The organism is Radiobacillus deserti, from assembly GCF_007301515.1.
Classification (GTDB): domain Bacteria; phylum Bacillota; class Bacilli; order Bacillales; family Amphibacillaceae; genus Radiobacillus; species Radiobacillus deserti.
Genome location: NZ_CP041666.1, coordinates 2,276,393 through 2,295,000, shown reverse-complemented (window position 1 = coordinate 2,295,000; position 18,608 = coordinate 2,276,393). Strand labels below are relative to the sequence as shown.

General features: G+C 37.3%; 17 protein-coding genes and 1 pseudogene. 15 read left to right on the top strand and 3 right to left on the bottom strand.

The features are described 5' to 3' along the window. The first annotated feature begins 9 nt into the window (after positions 1–9). From sat to FN924_RS12155, 9 genes are all read left to right on the top strand, one after another. Positions 10–1,182, top strand: coding sequence for a sulfate adenylyltransferase (sat, locus tag FN924_RS12195; protein ID WP_143894861.1), 1,173 nt, complete (start codon positions 10–12; stop codon positions 1,180–1,182). A gap of 2 nt (positions 1,183–1,184) precedes the next feature. Beyond that, complete coding sequence (gene cysC, locus FN924_RS12190) at positions 1,185–1,793, top strand: adenylyl-sulfate kinase (RefSeq protein WP_143894859.1); 609 nt, start codon at positions 1,185–1,187, stop codon at positions 1,791–1,793. 39 nt (positions 1,794–1,832) lie between these two features. Then, complete coding sequence (locus FN924_RS12185; protein ID WP_143894857.1) at positions 1,833–3,629, top strand: SLC13 family permease; 1,797 nt, start codon at positions 1,833–1,835, stop codon at positions 3,627–3,629. Positions 3,630–3,648: 19 nt separating this feature from the next. Further along, complete coding sequence (gene cobA / locus FN924_RS12180; RefSeq protein ID WP_143894855.1) at positions 3,649–4,416, top strand: uroporphyrinogen-III C-methyltransferase; 768 nt, start codon at positions 3,649–3,651, stop codon at positions 4,414–4,416. An 18-nt stretch (positions 4,417–4,434) separates the two neighbouring features. Then, positions 4,435–5,214: a sirohydrochlorin chelatase gene (locus FN924_RS12175; RefSeq protein WP_143894853.1), complete on the top strand. Its 780-nt coding sequence runs from the start codon at positions 4,435–4,437 to the stop codon at positions 5,212–5,214. Further along, positions 5,207–5,377, top strand: a complete 171-nt coding sequence (locus FN924_RS12170; protein ID WP_143894850.1) for an NAD(P)-dependent oxidoreductase — start codon at positions 5,207–5,209, stop codon at positions 5,375–5,377. Before FN924_RS12175 ends, FN924_RS12170 begins: the two co-directional genes overlap by 8 nt. 542 nt (positions 5,378–5,919) lie before the next feature. Next, positions 5,920–6,510 (top strand): ArsR/SmtB family transcription factor, encoded by a 591-nt coding sequence (locus tag FN924_RS12165; RefSeq protein WP_143894848.1) that lies wholly within the window; start codon positions 5,920–5,922, stop codon positions 6,508–6,510. 33 nt (positions 6,511–6,543) lie between these two features. After that, on the top strand, positions 6,544–7,788 hold the full coding sequence (locus tag FN924_RS12160) for an MFS transporter (RefSeq protein ID WP_143894846.1): 1,245 nt from the start codon (positions 6,544–6,546) through the stop codon (positions 7,786–7,788). A gap of 561 nt (positions 7,789–8,349) precedes the next feature. Further along, a complete protein-coding gene (locus tag FN924_RS12155; RefSeq protein WP_143894845.1) occupies positions 8,350–8,844 on the top strand; it encodes a hypothetical protein in 495 nt (164 codons plus the stop codon). Between the two features lie 314 nt (positions 8,845–9,158). Here FN924_RS12155 and rpsD read toward each other — a convergent pair whose 3' ends face one another. Both rpsD and FN924_RS12145 read right to left on the bottom strand, forming a co-directional pair. Continuing rightward, positions 9,159–9,761 (bottom strand): 30S ribosomal protein S4, encoded by a 603-nt coding sequence (gene rpsD / locus FN924_RS12150; protein ID WP_143894843.1) that lies wholly within the window; start codon positions 9,759–9,761, stop codon positions 9,159–9,161. A gap of 283 nt (positions 9,762–10,044) precedes the next feature. After that, the gene (locus tag FN924_RS12145) at positions 10,045–10,530 is read right to left on the bottom strand and encodes a GAF domain-containing protein (RefSeq protein WP_143894841.1); all 486 of its coding nucleotides are present in this window, start codon (positions 10,528–10,530) and stop codon (positions 10,045–10,047) included. A gap of 133 nt (positions 10,531–10,663) precedes the next feature. On the opposite strand from FN924_RS12145, the gene refZ reads away from it, so the two are divergent. The 6 genes and pseudogenes from refZ to FN924_RS12115 all read left to right on the top strand — a co-directional run bounded on the left by refZ (position 10,664) and on the right by FN924_RS12115 (position 17,744). Continuing rightward, positions 10,664–11,269, top strand: coding sequence for a forespore capture DNA-binding protein RefZ (gene refZ / locus FN924_RS12140; protein ID WP_143894839.1), 606 nt, complete (start codon positions 10,664–10,666; stop codon positions 11,267–11,269). 247 nt (positions 11,270–11,516) lie between these two features. Then, positions 11,517–13,214 (top strand): septation ring formation regulator EzrA, encoded by a 1,698-nt coding sequence (ezrA, locus tag FN924_RS12135; RefSeq protein WP_143894837.1) that lies wholly within the window; start codon positions 11,517–11,519, stop codon positions 13,212–13,214. 157 nt (positions 13,215–13,371) lie between these two features. Beyond that, a pseudogene (locus FN924_RS12130) lies at positions 13,372–14,507 on the top strand (cysteine desulfurase family protein). Between the two features lie 6 nt (positions 14,508–14,513). Next, a complete protein-coding gene (gene thiI, locus FN924_RS12125; protein WP_143894835.1) occupies positions 14,514–15,707 on the top strand; it encodes a tRNA uracil 4-sulfurtransferase ThiI in 1,194 nt (397 codons plus the stop codon). A gap of 96 nt (positions 15,708–15,803) precedes the next feature. Then, positions 15,804–16,016 (top strand): alpha/beta-type small acid-soluble spore protein, encoded by a 213-nt coding sequence (locus FN924_RS12120; RefSeq protein ID WP_143894833.1) that lies wholly within the window; start codon positions 15,804–15,806, stop codon positions 16,014–16,016. 135 nt (positions 16,017–16,151) lie between these two features. After that, positions 16,152–17,744 carry an amidohydrolase gene (locus tag FN924_RS12115; RefSeq protein ID WP_143894832.1) on the top strand — a complete coding sequence of 531 codons (1,593 nt, stop codon included), beginning with the start codon at positions 16,152–16,154 and terminating at the stop codon, positions 17,742–17,744. Between the two features lie 56 nt (positions 17,745–17,800). Here FN924_RS12115 and FN924_RS12110 read toward each other — a convergent pair whose 3' ends face one another. Continuing rightward, a complete protein-coding gene (locus FN924_RS12110) occupies positions 17,801–18,601 on the bottom strand; it encodes an NAD kinase (RefSeq protein ID WP_143897206.1) in 801 nt (266 codons plus the stop codon). Positions 18,602–18,608 lie beyond the last annotated feature (7 nt).

The following is an 18,608-nucleotide window of genomic DNA, read 5'->3' as shown; positions in this document are numbered from 1 at the left end:
GTGCGTATCATGACGAATCAACCACATGGTGGAGTGTTAGTAAATCGTGAGCTATCTCGTGAAGAAAGAAGCGAGGCCTTAGCAAGAGCTAAATCCTTACCAACCTTAACGATTTCTTCATGGGAAATTTCAGATTTGGAATTAATCGGGATTGGTGGATTTAGTCCGCTTACTGGTTTCATGGGACAGCAGGATTATCTATCCGTCATTCATCATACTCGACTTGGAGATGGTACTGTTTGGAGTATTCCCATCACTCTATCTGTTTCACATGCACAAGCTCGCCATTTGCATGTTGGGGAACAGATTGCTTTAAAAGGAGAAGACGGAATCATTTATGGGACGCTGCTTTTAGAAGAAGTGTTTGACTATGATAAAGAATTAGAAGCTAGAAAAGTATATGGAACAGCAGACAGAGCGCATCCTGGTGTTCAAAAAGTATTTGAACGGGGAGAGGTGAATATTGCGGGTCCAATTACGCTATTGAATCGTTCGAAAACGAGGTTTACATCCTTTTATATGGACCCTCGTGAAACGAGAGAAATGTTTCAACAATTAGGATGGAAAACTATAGTTGGATTCCAAACGAGAAATCCGGTTCATCGCGCACACGAGTATATTCAAAAAATAGCGTTAGAAGCGGTAGATGGATTGCTTCTTAATCCTTTAGTTGGGGAAACGAAATCGGACGATATTTCAGCTGCCGTTCGGATGGAAAGCTATCAAGTGATTCTTCAGCATTACTTTCCAGCGGAACGCACACGTTTAGTTATTTATCCAGCTGCCATGCGATATGCAGGACCAAAAGAAGCCATTTTACATGCAATTGTTCGAAAAAATTATGGCTGCACTCACTTTATTGTCGGTCGTGATCATGCGGGTGTCGGCGATTACTATGGTACGTACGAGGCACAAGAATTGATCGGTCAATATGAAGTGGAGCTAGGAATTAATATTTTTAAATTTGAGCATGCGTTTTATTGTGAAAAATGTGAGAACATGGCTTCAGCCAAAACCTGTCCACATGATAAAGCGTATCATGTTCATTTAAGTGGAACGAAGGTTCGTGAAAAGCTTCGTAACGGGGAATCGTTACCGAAAGAATTCTCACGGCCAGAGGTTGCAGAGGTATTAATAAAAGCATTAAAAGAGCCCGTATTACAGGAAAGAACAGGGAGGTAAATATGAGTAATAATCTGAATCATATCGTATGGCACGAATCCGAGATAAGTAAATCGGATCGGAGGCAGCTTAATCAGCATAAGAGTGCCTTACTTTGGTTTACAGGACTTTCTGGATCGGGAAAATCTACACTATCCGTTGAACTTGAAAAAGTTTTATTCGAGAAAGGGATTCATACTTATCGACTCGATGGGGATAACGTTCGACATGGTTTAAACAAGGATTTAGGATTCAGTCCTAATGACAGAGAAGAAAACATTCGTCGTATAGGCGAAGTTTCGAAGCTGATGGTGGATGCGGGTTTATTCACGTTAGCGGCATTCATTTCTCCATTTCGTGAAGATCGAAATAGAATTCGTAATCTATTGGATGACCATGAGTTTATTGAAGTCTATGTCCAGGCGAGTGTAGAAGTGTGTGAACAAAGAGATCCGAAAGGTCTATATAAAAAAGCACGTTCCGGAATAATCAAAGATTTCACTGGGATTGATGCACCCTACGAAGAACCGGCGAATCCAGAAATTATCATTGATTCAGAAACACAAACGGTTCATCAATCCGTACAAGTGATCGTAGACTACCTAGAGCAAAAGCAGTTGATTTACCTATAGTGCTGTAGATGGCTCTCTTGATGCAGGGGGAGGTATGGAATGACATGGGAAATGATATATACGGTAATCGTCGTCTTTATGATGATGGTTTGTTTGATAAAAGAAATTACTAGACCTGAAATTATCGTGTTCGTAGCTCTAACCTGTCTGTTAGGTGCGGGTGTTATAACAACAGAAGAAGCCATTGCTGGCTTTGCGAATGAAGGAATGCTTACAGTTGCCCTACTCTTTATCGTGGCAGGTACTATCCAAAAGAGTGGTCTAATGGAACGGACAATTGCAAAGTTAGTACGGAGTAGTGATTCACCTCGTCGTTCTCTCATCCGCTTGGTCGTTCCTATTACCGGAGTGTCCGCATTTTTAAATAATACACCAATCGTAGCAACCTTAACGCCTATTATTCATAAGTGGTGTCAGAATCAGAACCTTGCGCCGTCTAAGTTTCTTATTCCGCTTTCCTATGCATCTATCTTAGGTGGTATTTTAACGGTAATGGGAACTTCAACGAATTTGGTCGTTCATGGTTTACTACTAGAAAATGGGATGGAAGGCTATTCCTTGTTTACATTAGCACCTTATAGCTTACCTGCTTGTCTACTGGGATTGGGCTATCTCGTTACAGTTGGATTTAAACTACTTCCAAGCTACAAGGTATCCAATACTTACTCCTATGAAAAGGAAAAAGAGTATTTGATGGAGATGATCGTAGAAGATAACTATCCTTATTTAGATAATCCAATCATAAATAAAACAGTAGAAGAAGCGAACTTACATAATCTCGATTATGTTTATTTAATCGCAATTATTCGAAATGAAGAACGTATTTATCCTGTAAATAGCTCCACCATGATAAAAGGAAACGACCATTTAATATTCACTGGACAAATTTCGAAAATGGGAGAACTAGATACAAGAAAAGGATTAACGTTATCAACTGGAACAACAACAAATCTGGAACGCTTTCGTAATGGAAAAGGTCGGTTAATGGAAGTTGTTCTTTCCCATCAATCTAATCTTCTTTACCAGAGAATCAGAGATACCGATTTTCGAACAAAATACGATGCCGGGGTTATTGCTATTCACCGAAATCGTGTACATATGGAAGGGAAGATTGGAGAAATTGTTTTGAGACCGGGTGATACCTTGGTGTTATTAACAGGGAAAGACTTTGAAGAACGACTTAATCTTTCTCATGATTTTTATATGGTTACACCAGTTGAAAGCTACCCTTTTTTAAACCGAATGAGTAGATGGAAAGCATGGGGTTCTATGTTGATCATGGCACTGATGATTTTTTTCGTTTCCTTTCATTTATTATCTATGTTTGCCGCAATGAGTATCGCTGTTGTTCTTTATTTGCTATTACGTATCATCTCTATTGAGGAAGCGAAGAGCTTTATTCAACCGAATGTTCTGCTTTTAATCGCGAGTGCATTTGGGATAGGTGAAGCGTTGCTTAAGACGGGTGCTGCAAGCTTGATTTCTACGTCTTTAATCCATGTATCCCTTCCATATGGAGAGATAGGGGTTCTCTTTTTTTTATCCTTCATCACGGTTGTGTTCACGGAAATTATTACAAATAATGCGGCTGCTGTGTTTATGTTTCCGATTGCCTTAGAAGCAGCGAATCAATTACAACAGGATCCACTTCCGTTTTTTATATTAATCACAATTAGTGCATCTGCAAGTTTTCTTTCCCCAATTGGGTATCAGACGAATTTAATTGTGTATCACCCTGGAGGATATCGATTTTCGGATTATTTTAAAGTGGGATTGCCTTTAAGCTTGATTGTTATTGTCACTACGATTGTAACGATTTACTGGATCGAATTTTAACGAAAAGGTGGAGAGGAATATGAGCAAGGTTTATTTAGTTGGAGCAGGCCCTGGAGACCCTGAGCTTCTCACTTTAAAAGGCTTAAGAGTTATAAAGGAAGCAGACGTAATACTTTACGATCGTCTAGTGAACGAAGAACTACTAGAATATGCTAAGCCAAATACTGAATTAATTTACTGTGGTAAAATTCCTGGACAGCACTATGTAAAGCAAGAATATATTAACGAACTCCTCTGTCAATATGGGGAGGAACGTAAAATAGTCGTACGATTAAAGGGTGGGGATCCTTTTATTTTTGGAAGAGGTGGAGAGGAAGCCGCTGTTTTGCAGAAACGAGGAATCTCATTTGAAGTTATTCCTGGTATTACGTCGGGAATAGCTGCTCCAGCTTATGCTGGAATCCCATTAACGCATCGAAATATTAGCTCCTCTGTTACGTTTATTTCCGGCTATAACCCAGATAAAGACACAAAGGAGTATTGGACACACTTGGCGAATAGTGTGGAAACACTATGCATTTACATGGGAGTAAAAAGGTTGCCTGAAATATGTGAAAAACTACTTTATCATGGGATGGATGGGGACACACCAGCTGCAGCTATTCATTGGGGAACAACGACCAGTCAACATACAATAATAGGAACCTTAGGAGACTTCATGAATCGAATAGACGAAATCAAGAATCCTTCGATGATTGTAATTGGAGAGGTAGTTCGTTTACATGAGTATATCCAATGGTTTGAAGAAACAGAGAAATCACGGCAGAAAGTAACTAGTCTCTTCTAGTTGAAGGAGGAAGCAGTGATGGAAGGTGTACTCTATGTAAGTCATGGTACGCGGATAAAAGAAGGAAAACAGGAGGCAGTCCAATTCCTAAAGTCTGTTCAAGCGCATATGCAAGTACCGTTACAAGAAATCTGTTTCCTAGAAATTCTTTCTCCTTCGATTGAAGAAGGAGTAGATAAGCTAGTCAAACAAGGTGCCCATAAAATTTCAGTCATTCCGGTATTGCTGTTATGCGCGACCCATGCTTATCGGGACATACCGTTAACGATTCAAGCCATGCAAATTAAATATCCAGAGGTCTCCTTTTGTTATGGACGACCACTTGGCGTTCAGCAGCGAATTGTAAACGTCCTAGAAGAGAGGATATTGGATAAGGTAGCCTCCCTAAATGAACCTCATACCATACTATTGGTAGGTAGAGGAAGTTACATGCCGGAGACAAAAAAGGACATCAAGGAAATAGCAGAAAAGTTAAGCGCCAACGTTTCAGCTGATATAGAGATTTGTTTTCTTGCTGCAGTACATCCTTCTTTTGAGGAGGCGTTGGAGATGGTACGGAATCGGGGCGGATTGACGATAATCCTCCCGTATTTATGGTTTGATGGGTGGTTGTTTCGGTACATGCAAGAGAAAGTAGAAGAAGCAAATCGGGGAGATATGAAAGTTGTCCTCTGTTTCCCATTAGGGAATCATCCGATTATGAGGCTAGCCTTACTGGAACGGGTGGAAGAAGCAAGGTCACATCTTTTTTTAATTAGTGCTGAACTAGAAAGAAGGAAAAGTGGTAGTCATGGGTAATATTCCGTTCATCCTAAATATAAAAGATAGACCAGTAGTCGCCATTGGTGGTGGGAACAGCGCGCAGAGACGGACCGCTACGCTCTTGGAAGCGGAGGCTGCTATTACTGTTATTAGTCCCAAAACCAATCAGCTATCGATGACGTGTATCGATAGCTTTTAGTACCAGATTATATGCATCATCATCTTATTCACGTAACTCCATTTGTTGTTTCCTAAACTTCAAGCAAAGAGAGCATAAGGATCTATTTTCACTATCTTTATGATCACTACAAATTTCTAAGAGTAAAAAAGAAGCCTATAAAATGCAGAGATATCAGCATTTTATATGGGCTTTTTTTCTGTGATTCTGCGAAAATCCAATATTGGTTCACTAGTTTGATAAGAGCGGAATATAAAGTCTCCAACTTCAAGTTGTTTTCAAACTATGGGTTAATTTCCTTACACCAAATTTAATTTATAAAATTTATATTGGTTGTATCAAAAGAACAATATTCTGCACCCATTATGAGAATTTAATCAATTATCCAATGAATAGGTTTAACACCTCTATTAGTATCACTAAGCACTTGTTACTTACAAAATCCACTTTCATACTAATTATCAAATTAACCATAAAAATTACCCTTCATACTTTACAAGTTATTACCGATAGGGTAAAATCAGGTTAATAAAATTTAACCGGTTAAAGGAGTTTTTTTATAAATGGAACAAAAATCAATTTTAATAATTGATTCATATGAACAATTAAAAGCAATTAGTGATCCTTTACGTACTAAAATGTTAATGTATCTTATTGAACAACCGCATACAGGTCACATGTTAGCAGAAGCACTAAATTTATCTAGAGCTAAAATATTGTATCACCTACGTGAACTTGAAAAACACGGTATCATCCGATTAGTAAAAAAAGTTGAGAAAAAAGGTAATATTCTAAAATATTATCAAGCAGTAGCAAAAGGTTTTATTCCTGCAGATCATCTTCTCAATTTTACTGAGACAAGCGATTCAACAAGGCAATCATATTTAGAAGTCTTAGATAGAGCCAAAACAAGAGTTATTACTGCTCCTGATAAATCATTTGAAATACAAACCTCTAATGTGGAAAAATGGAATAGTTTATCAATGCAAACTGAATTTACAGTTAGCAAAGAAAAGTTTTTAGAATTCACAAAAAAATATAGAGAGTTAATAAACACACTTAAGACGGATGATAGTGAGAGTGAAAAGCGTATCTATTATTTAATGAGTACTGCATTTGAAATTGAAGAAAAACTTTTTGTGAATAGGGACTAGTCATAGATCCCCAAACTTAAAGGAGCGGGTTATGTGGAAGTCGAAAAGGTTATATGTAATGACACACAAAAGAAAAAAAGTCTGTTAGCAAATCGCTCTTTTATCTTTTTATGGTTAACTAGTTCTGCTTCATTTTTAGCATTATCAACATATCTAATCACTGAACAATGGTATATTATTACAGTCCTCAAGGAGGAAAAAATATTAGGAATAGTTATGATGGTAACTATGATTCCTAGAGTTATTTTTATGTTTTTTGGAGGAGTTTTGGCTGATCGTTTTAAAAAATCTAAGATTATGTTCTATTCGAGTTTTTTTAGATTTGGTTTAATCTTAGCTATGATTGTTTTGTTGAAGTTAGACTTACTTGAAATAATTGTGCTTACATGCTTTGCATTTTTCTTTGGTACACTTGATGCATTTTTCTCGCCTGCCAATACATCATTACTCACAACCTTAGTATCAAAAGAAGACCTGACAAGAGCAAACTCCTTTATACAAACATCTAATCAAATTGCTCTTTTTTCGGGTCCCATGATAGGTGGTTGGTTACTTACAGTAGGATCGTTCGATCTCTTACTTTCAATTGTCGCACTACTCTTATTATTTACGTTTATTTTATCTTTATTTATTAATGAAGAAAAAAACAATTATGACTCTATTTCACTTTCTACAAAAAATCAACTCCGAGAAGGAATTTCATATGTATGGAATATGAAATTCCTAAAAAACATAATAATAATTCTTGTTATAATCAACTTTTTTTTCTTTGGTCCATTGCTCATAGGTATCCCATTATTGGTTTATAACGTATTAAATGGAAAAGCCCTTGATCTTAGTTTTTTACAAAGTTCTTATCAAGGCGGTATGTTTGCGGGTGCTATTTTAGTTGGATTACTAAATTATAAAAAGAAACGAGGAAAAACAATTCTTGTATTGATAACATCTTTAGGTTTCTTTTTATTTATTCTTGGTCAGATTCAATTTACATGGCAAGGAATAATTTTATTAATCTCAATGGGCACTATATCCTCGATAATAAATGTTAACTTAATCTCCGTAATTCAAGAAAAAAGTAATCAAGACAAAATTGGTAGAGTTATGAGTATTGTAAATGCTTTTTCAAATGGATTGGTACCATTATCTTATGGGGTTGTTTCTTTTGCTCTTGTTTTGAATCTTACTATTTCAAATGTTATGTTGTTGTGTGGAGCTTTAATTGTAGTATTTTCATTGATATTTTTAATGAAATCACATGTTATTAAAGAAGTCGAATAAGAATTTTAGACTAATAGGGTGTGTGAAGCCATTATTTTTGTTGCTAGGGAGGGGATAATTCTATCATATATTGGTACTGCGTAGGATACTTGATGTCCCATTGTATATCCCTGTACCGTTCTCCCACCCCTTTATGCAATCAACGTCTAGCCTTGCTTTATCCAGAATTGGCTCTTTAAAGCTATAAAAAAATAAGTGAACAGTTTCTTCTTCTTTATACTTACTTCTTGTTTACCTTGTCGGTGGAGAAGTGTAGCAAGTGTAAGTTTTAGTCCGTTGTAAGTAAGAATTTTTACAAGACTTTTAAGTATTACTAGATCATGTAATTATCTACAATAAGTACTAAATGAATTTTATCTTCTACCGATATAAGATAGGAGTGTCCAGTGTAATGAAAAATTTTCCATATCTCCCTAAGAATTACCTTCTGTCCAGAATCATGGTGGAGAAGATTTATATATTGTAACTGCCGAATTTGGATAAGGTTTTCAAACTCACCTCTTGGCATACAATGTTAGATAGAATGAACATTATTAACACAATTATGAAAGGTGATGAAAAATGATTGTAGATACTATGTCTTCTAGACAAGTACATAATTGGTACTCAAAATCTACTAACAAACAAACCGAAACGCTTGAAAAGACTTCTAATGATTATACTTCGGCTCATACAACTGATTTCACCTCCAAAAAAAGTAATTTTTCTAATGTATGGGGAGAACTCGCTAGAAAATATAATGTTCGGAATGCTAACTTTGACGATATAAAATCAATATCTAAGGCATTATATGATAGTGGGGAGATTTCCTTAAAGGAAGTAGCTGTAATGACATTTGACAACGAAAGAGCTTCCAATTACTTAAAACAAAATGCACGCGCGCATGTCCCAGACGATTTTAATATGTATCAAACTCCATCAAATAGTTCGGGTAAAAGAAACTGGATTACAGAATTTGAAGCAAGAGCACAAAAAGATTTTGAGTACGGTAACTTAATTGGATATCATAACAGTAAAAAAGTTCTTAGTATTTTTCAAAAAATCGGTGCTGTGTAAATGAGATTGATAGGACTGGGCACTCTCTAAAAATTAGGTGTCAAACGGTTATCATGCATAGCTTGCTTTTCTTTGTTTTACCACCTAATTTTAGAAAACGACATCATAGTTAATTATGAGATAAATCAGTTGAAGGAATATTTTAAAGGGATATAGTCAAAAATGTTCTTTTCATCCTTACCCTGCTAGTTATTGTATTGGCCACAAATCAGTACATTATCTGCATTGTTTTCAAACTTAATAAAAAATCCCAAAAACGTTGATTTAACAACATTTTCGGGATTTTTTTCGTATTGATCTGCAAACTATATAGATTAACGAGAATAGAACTCAACAATAAGCGCTTCGTTAATTTCAGCAGGTAACTCAGCACGCTCAGGAAGACGTGTAAACGTACCTTCTAGAGCATCTTCGTTAAAGCTTAAGTAATCTGGTACGAAGTTATTTGCTTCCACAGATTCCTTTACGATATCAAGGTTACGAGATTTCTCACGAAGTCCGATAACTTGACCAGGAGCAACGCGATAAGATGGGATATCTACACGACCTCCATCAACAGTTACGTGTCCGTGGTTAACAAGCTGACGAGCTTGTCTACGAGTACGCGCAAGACCTAGACGGTAAACAAGGTTATCTAAACGAGATTCAAGAAGAATCATGAAGTTTTCACCATGAATACCTTTCATTTTACCAGCTGCTTCAAATAGATTACGGAATTGACGTTCGTTAATTCCATACATGAAACGAAGCTTTTGTTTTTCTTGTTGTTGTAAACCATATTCTGATAATTTCTTACGTTGGTTAGGACCATGTTGTCCAGGTGGGTAAGGGCGTTTATCTAATTCCTTACCTGTACCAGTTAAAGAAATACCAAGACGACGAGACTTTTTCCATACAGAACCTGTATAGCGAGCCATTGTACATCTTCTCCTTTATATATAAGATTTGCATAAAAAAAGACAGTGTGTTCCTAGTCCGTAAGTCATTTTGTTTTTATGCACCATCGCTCCAGCAGCAGAGAGTTACACGATACACCGTTATTGGCTACTGCCAATAAGGAACAAAATGATCCTAACGTCGGTTCACATAGGCTACCTTTTCATTACACAAAGAACATTATAAAATTTATAGATGGCTGTGTCAATAGTAAATGCTTTACGCAAAACAAAAGACTTGGAGAAACCAAGTCTTTATCACCTATTAAATATATTTCTTTAAAATCTCTACGAATTGCTCTAAATACGTTTGATCTTCTTCATCAAAACGGTTTGTAATCGGACTATCGATATCAAGTACTCCAAATCCTTTTCCATCCTTTATAATAGGAACGACGATTTCGGATTGGCTAGCGGCATCACATGCAATGTGGCCAGGAAACTGATTAACATCCTCTACACGCAGTGTTTCTTGTTTTTCAAAGGATGTACCGCAAACCCCACGGCCAGATTTAATTCGATTACATGCTGGTAACCCTTGGAAAGGTCCTAATACAAGCTCAGCTTCTTCCTCTTTCCAGATGTAAAAGCCAACCCAGTTTACTTCGCTTAAAAATTGGTTGAGTAATGCAGATGCATTTGATAAATTAGCGATTGTGTCGGATTCATCCATCACAATAGCTTCTAATTGTTTTAATAATAATTGGTAATCTTTTTCTTTTGAACCGCTGTAATTTTTTACTTCAAACAACATAAACCCTCCCTTTAGTGGAAAAACGACAAAAATCTTTGTGTTCTGAGCAAGAGGCTCGATATTTGACGAGCGAATCTTGCAGGACTCCGTACATCAATGTCGTAAAAAGTGATAGAAGGAGTTGAACGAGATGAAAAACAATGTAACAAGGCAAAAAGTGATGGATGCTGCTTGTCAATTGTTTTACGCCAAAGGATATCATGGCACTTCTGTTCGCGATATTGCGAAAAAAGCGGCTGTCAATGTGTCCTTGATCAACTATTATTTTAATAGTAAGCAAGGTTTGTTAGAATCAGCCGTAGTAACCTATTATGAAAGTTACTTAGAAGAGTTAGAAGTCATCACGCAACAAACCGAACAATCTCCTTCTTTAGAAAGACTGAAACAAATGGTTTCGTTCATTATACAGTATAAACAAAAGAGACATCAATTTACTTGTTTTATTCAAAGAGAATTAACGATTGATTCTGTATTTGTTCGTGAGCTAATGGTTACCTATCTGGCTAAGGAAAATCATCTCATCAAAACGGTATTTGACCGGGCGCTAGAGGGATCGAAGCATTCAGAAATGGATAAGCAATTCCTCCTTCTTCAACTAAAAGGATTACTCATTACGCCGCAAATGACCTCGAATGAATGGAGGGGGCATGTTACCTGGGACCAATCCCACGATTTATTTATCTCAAGGTACACGGATAAAGTCAATCAATGGTTGGATTTTGTTACGACTCAATAAGTGATTTCTAAGTGAAAACAAGCATTTTCTTCAAGGAAACTGCTTGTTTTTTTATTCGAATGGAAACTTGTTCGACAAAACATTTGAATGGAATGGTCATAAGTGTGAAAGTTTTTGTCAGTTCCTAAATTTATTTGCAAAAATATAGCCAAAAAGGGAATGGAACATGGTATCATAGTAGTATTATAAAAATTCAACTTTTATGATGAATCCATATAGATAAGTACGTGTTGATAGGAGGCTGTTTATGGCTTATATCATTGGATTTATACTTTTATTAATCGCGCTCATCGTAATAGGGTTAATATTACGAAAAAGAGTGTATGATGAAGTCGATCATTTAGAAAACTGGAAAATGGATATTATGAATCGCAATGTGACCTCAGAATTATCTCGTGTAAAGGACTTGAATCTTTCAGGAGAAACACAGGATAAGTTTGAATCCTGGAAAGAAAGATGGGAAAACATTGTAACGAGAGAGTTACCAGATATCGAAGAATATTTATTAGATGCAGAAGAAGCTGCGGATCGTTACCGTATTTCTACGGCAAAGAAAAATCTTCGAACCGTAAATGAAATTTTAGGCCGAATTGAGAAAAACATTGAGCAAATATTTGCAGAAGTCGACCAATTAATGGAGGCGGAGCAACATACGAGAGAGGAAATTGAAGATATCCAACCTCGTATTAAAGACCTTCGTAAAGCCATGATTCAAAATCGTTTCCAATACGGAAAAGCTGAAATTCGTTTTGAAGTGGAATTTGATGATTTAGATGCAAAGCTTCAGCAATATTATAGCCTCACAGATTCAGGAGACTATACAGAAGCACAAGTCGTGGTGGATGATTTAAAAGAGCATCTCGAAAAAGTAGAATATGAAATGAAAGCTTTCCCTGACATTTATAAGAGCTGTAAACAAACTTTACCAACACAAATTGATGATTTACTCGCTGGCTTGAAGGATATGAAAGAAGAAGGATATCGTATTGAACAAATGGGATTTGAAAAAGAGCTACATAAATTCCAAGAACGATTAGTCGCTTCCGTCCTTGAACTGGAAAAAGGAAACATGACAGATGCGATCGAAGTTTCCGAGCATATTGATCAGCGGTTAAAGGAAATGTATCAGCTTTTAGAAAAAGAAGCATTATCCAAAAACTATGTGGAAAAACATTTCCCAGGCTATGAACAATTAATAGATGAATCTTTACAGGACTTTGAAGAAACGAAAAAAGAAATAGAAAACCTACAAAAAACGTATTTCTTTGAAGATAGCGACTTAGAGTCACATCTAAGTTTAGAAAAGTGGATGCAATCCATTCGCAATCAATTTGAGGAATTGAAGCAAGAAATGGAAAGTGATAAAGCAACATTTGTTTCAATGCGTGATGCTTTGGAAACAAGTGTAAAAGATTTAGAAGAATTGCAAGTAAGACATGCGGAGTATAAAGAGCAAATTCGAGCATTAAGAAAAGATGAGCTAGAAGCAAAAGAAAAAGTACAGGATATGCGTAAACAGCTTTTCGATACAAATCGAAAACTTAAGAAAAGTAATATTCCGGGAGTACCCTCTTATGTTTGGAACTTGTTAAAGGAAGCAAGTGAAAAGCTTGAAAAGGTAATGGTCAATCTGTCCAAACAACCGTTAGATATGGGGGAAGTGCAGCATTCCTTATCTGCTGCGGAAACTTCGGTTCTAGCAGTGATTGAACAAACCAATCTCTTGTTGGAACAAGCAGAATTAGTGGAGTTGGTCATTCAATACGCAAACCGTTATCGAAGCCAACATGCTATTTTAGCTGCAAAATTGCTGGAAGCAGAGAACATGTTCCGAAATTATGAATATGAAAATGCATTAGAACAAGCGGTTCAAGCTCTTAAAGAGATAGACCCAGACGCAATAAAACGACTTGAGCAACTGAAATATAGTGAAGTTAGTTCTTAAACCACATCCTAGCGATGTGGTTTTTCTTTACTTTAATTATATTTGGCAACCTCAAACATATCTTTATGAATAAGAATACTCCTGTGTCTTTTCATAACAATAGGGAGGAAAGTGTGTTAATATTAGTAATTGGCATACGTTTGATAGGAGAATGAACATGATTTATTTGGATAATAGTGCAACAACAAAACCATATAAAGAAGTATTAGATAGCTTTTATCAGGTTTCTACTTCGTACTTTGGAAATCCATCTTCTTTACATCAATTGGGGACAGAAGCAGAACAATTGTTAACGGCAGCGAAAAAACAAGCTGCTCAACTTCTAAAGGTTCATCCCGATGAAATTGTCTTTACTTCTGGTGGGACAGAAGGAAATAATACCGCTCTATTAAAGGTATTGCTTATCAGCACGTAAATAGAGGCAAGCATATCATTACCTCACAGATTGAACATCCATCTGTGATCGAGACGTGTAAAGCGTTGGAACAGCAAGGGTATGAAGTGACCTATTTACCGGTTGATAAAGAAGGTAGGGCATCAGTTACGGAACTTGAAAAAGCAATTCGGAACGATACGATATTAGTAAGCATTATGCATGTGAATAACGAAATTGGCACGATACAACCGATTGAAGAAATTGCAGAGGTGTGTAGTCGGTATCCAAAGCTCTTCCTTCATGTTGATTATGTGCAAGGGCTTGGTAAGGTAGCCCTATCATTTGAAAACATAGATCTTTGTACCATGTCAGGACATAAAATTCATGGATTAAAAGGGACAGGGTTATTATATATTCGAAGAAACACGTCTTTGTTCCCACTGTTACATGGGGGTGAACAGGAGCGAGGATTTCGCTCCGGAACAGAAAATCTTCCGGGTTTCGTTTCACTTGTAAAAGCCTTAAGAATGACATTAGAAAAGCAGAGTCAAGCTGGAGGAAAGCTTGAAGTAATGCGGACCGTGCTCTCAGACTATTTAAGAGAAATGGACGGGGTTGTCCTTCATGATAGTACACACCATGCTCCTCATATCCTGAATTTTTCAGTACCTGGGTTCAAACCAGAGGTAGTCATTCATGCGTTAGAAAAAGAAGGATTTATTATTTCGACGAAATCCGCATGTTCTTCCAAAAACAAGGATGAAAGTGCAGTGTTAGCAGCCTGTGGATTGTCAAAAGACAGAACTACATCTGCCTTACGAATAAGCTTGTCCTATTCCAACACAATGGAAGAAATAAAGGCATTCTGCAAAGCATTTAAAACCGTTAAACAACAATTGAGCAAAATAATGGGGTAGATACAAATGAACTATGATCATATACTAATTCGCTACGGTGAAATGACATTAAAACGAAACAATCGAAAAATTTTCGTGAATCAGTTACATGAAAATGTCAGAGCAAAGCTTCATGATTTTCCAGACATTAAAGTAAAAGCGAACCGAGATCGTATGTACATTCTGTTGAATGGAACTGATCCGGAGCCCATTTTAGAGAAATGTAAAGATGTATTTGGGATAAGCAGCTTTAGCTTAGCGATTAAAGCAGATAATGAAGTTGACGCAATTAAGGAAGCTGCTTTATATGCTCTGGAAAACTCAAATGCGAAAACATTTAAAGTAACAACGAAACGAATTAACAAGGATTTTCCTATTGGTTCACAAGATTTGAATCAAATATTAGGTGGACATCTCCTTACCAATACAGAAGGGTTTACAGTGAACGTCCATGAGCCGGATGTGGAAATCGTAGTGGAGATTCGATCAGAAGCAACTTTTGTTACATCAACTAGGATTGAAGGAGCTGGAGGACTTCCGGTCGGGTCTTCCGGACGAACGTTGCTTTTATTGTCAGGAGGAATTGATAGTCCGGTAGCTGGATATCTGACGATGAAAAGAGGCGTGAAATTAGAAGTGATTCACTTTCATTCCCCGCCATTTACTAATGAACGAGCTAAGCAAAAAGTGCTGGATTTAGTCCGACGATTAACGGAATTTGGCCACACCATTCAGGTGCATATGATTCCATTTACGAATTTACAGCAGAAAATTCATCGGGATATTCCACATGGATACTCTATGACAGTGATGCGCAGAATGATGCTTCGCATCAGTGAAGCAGTAGCCAAGAAACGTGACATACTTTCTTTAACAACAGGAGAGAGTTTAGGTCAAGTGGCAAGTCAGACGATGGAAAGTATGCATGCCATAAATGCGGTAAGTGCATACCCAGTTCTTCGTCCGTTAATTGCCATGGACAAGTTGGATATTATTCCTATCTCCAAACAAATTGGAACGTATGATATTTCTGTACTACCTTACGAAGATTGCTGTACCATATTTATTCCGAACGCACCAAAAACAAAACCACGCTTAGAAAAAGTAGAATTTTTCGAAAATCAGTTGGAGTTAGAGGAAGACTTTCAAGAAGCATTACTTCAGATGGAAACGATCGAAATTACTCCTAATCAAGTAGAGGAGTTTCAAGATTTATTCTAATCGATTGGAAACACATGAAAGAACTACCAGTTTATTTTTTGTATGTAACTCCTCCATTCTGCACATTATATAGGTGTAGCGAGGAGGTGAGACATCATGGCAAGCAGCAATAACAACAACGAACTTCTAGTTTCTGGTGCTGAACAAGCACTTGACCAAATGAAGTATGAGATTGCACAAGAATTTGGTGTTAATCTTGGAGCTGATACAACTTCTCGTGCTAACGGTTCTGTTGGTGGAGAAATCACTAAACGTCTAGTGCAAATGGCTGAATCTCAGCTAGGAGGCCAACCATTTGGCGGACAATAATAAAATATACAATGGCTTAAAAGGGAGCAGTTTCGACTGCTCTCTTTTTCCTTTCTTTAAAGACTTAGTAGTTGCAATCCATTCCCTTGCCTGTATATGATGAAGGGAATATAAGAAAGAAGGAGTTCAAAAGTTATGGGTATCTTATGGTATGGAGGTACATTTTATACGCTGGAGGAAAAAGGAGAGACGGTGGAAGCTGTATTCACTTCTAATGGAAGAATAACAGCAGTCGGAACCGAACAATCTCTCCGCGAAACGTATAAGGAGGACATTACAGAGGAACACAATTTACAAGGTGCAACGGCATATCCAGGGTTTGTGGATAGTCATTTACATATTATAGGACATGGGGAAAAGCTGACACACCTAGACCTTTCTTCTATGCAGTCAGCCGAAGAAGTATTACGTGCGTTGCAAAGCAAAGTAAAAACGCTACAAGCTGGTGAATGGATTATAGGAGAGGGTTGGAATGAAAACCAATGGGAAAATCCTCGTATCCTTTCTAAGGAGGAGCTAGATCAAGTCGCTCCAAATCAACCGCTGCTTCTAACGAGAGTATGTCGTCATGCTGTATTAGCAAATAGTAAGGCCATACAATTAGCTGGGGTAAATCGGGATACGCCAGATCCGCAGGGTGGATTAATTGAGAGAAATGAGCATGGAGACGAAACAGGATTTTTCTTGGATACGGCACAGGATTTAATTAAACATGTCATTCCAGAAGTATCCGAGGCGAATTTAACGACACTTGTGAAAAAGAGTGTGGATGATTTAACTAGACTAGGTTTAACGGGTGGCCACACAGAGGACTTAAATTATTATGGTGGCTATCGGAAAACCTACTCAGCTTTTAACAAAGGGATTGATGGAACACAGCGCAAGTTTAGAGCTCATTTACTTGTCCATCATGGAGTTTTTGATGACGTCATGGAAGATGGCCTTGATTATGGCGGTGGAACCCAGTTTATTGAAATAGGAGCGATGAAAATCTTTAGTGATGGTGCGTTAGGGGGGCGAACGGCCTGGTTAAGTGAACCATACGCAGATGAACCTGATAACGTCGGAATTCCAATCCATAGTGATGAAGGTTTAGAATCCCTAGTGAGGAAAGCACGAGCGAAGGATATGCCTGTTGCCGTGCATGCGATAGGAGATAAAGCGGCTATAACCATTGCTAAACTACTGGAAAAGTATCCATTGCAGAAAGACCGACGAGACCGTATCATTCACGCACAAATTGTGAACCAAGAATTGTTAGATATTTTACAAAGAATACCGGTTGTTCTAGATATTCAACCGACTTTTGTGTCATCTGATTTCCCGTGGGTTGTGGAGCGTGTTGGACAAGAAAGAGCTAGCCATTCTTATCCATGGAAGACCTTTTTGGAGCTCGGTATTCCGTGTGCAGGTGGATCGGATGCTCCCATTGAAAGTGTGAATCCTTTGCTAGGCATTCAAGCAGCTGTTCTTCGCCGTTCCTCTATCGACGGAAAAACGTATAATCAAGCACAGTGCTTATCTTTATATGAAGCTATTTCACTTTATACGAAAGGAAGTGCGTATGCGATAGGGAAAGAGGAAGAAATGGGGAAAATATCTCCAGGTTATGTTGCCGATTTTACCATACTTGAAGAGGACCTATTTAAAGTCGATCCTGAAACCATTGACCAAGTACTAGTAAAGAAAACCGTCATCGACGAAACAGTTGTTTATCAATCAGAATAACAGAAAAGAAGGAAACTACTGGTACTTAAACAGTTTGTTTCCTTCTTTTTCTTTTATTATAAGAATGTACGTTTAACACGATCCCAATAAGAGTTATTTTTTAATTTTACAGTTTTAACTATTTTGTCACTAAGCGTAACTGTTAAGTCACGAATATTTCTTATAGAATAAGCCTCATTATCTAAGCCTATGATTGGATAATCATTTCCATCTTGAATAATTTCTAAACGAAGCGTTCTTTCTTTATCTAATATAAAGGAGGAACCGAGTGTACGATAACGGTTGTTGTTTAGAGATGCAAGCTCGCTTACTTGGAAGCAAGGTGTTTTAGGGTCAACAACGGCACCATGTGTGGATTTATTGTAGCCCGTACTACCCGTCGGGGTCGCGACAATTAGTCCATCCCCACGGAATCTTTCAAAGTGGTTTCCATCAATAAAGACATCAATAACAATTGTTTTGATCAGTGTGGAGCGAATACTAACCTCATTTAAACAGAGAAAATTCGTTTCATCATTCACACTAACATCAACGACTGGAAATCTTCTTACCTCTAATTCTGCATTCATGATGGAATGAACCATTTCATCATAATGGTCTAGGCTGAAGTCGCAATATAAACCCGCTTCATTATGTCTTGAAATACCTGTATATAAACAATCTTGACGGAAGCCTGTCTTGCGAACCGCCTGTAAAAATGCACCATCTCCACCTACACTGACAATAATATTGGCGTCATTCGAATTTTCAACAATGGAAAAATGATTGTCTTTTGCCAGCTTGAAAAGTGGTTCTAGTCTTTTTTCTAATTCTTCATCTTTTGGATAATAAAAATATAAATTTCGACGTTCATCCATTGTAGGA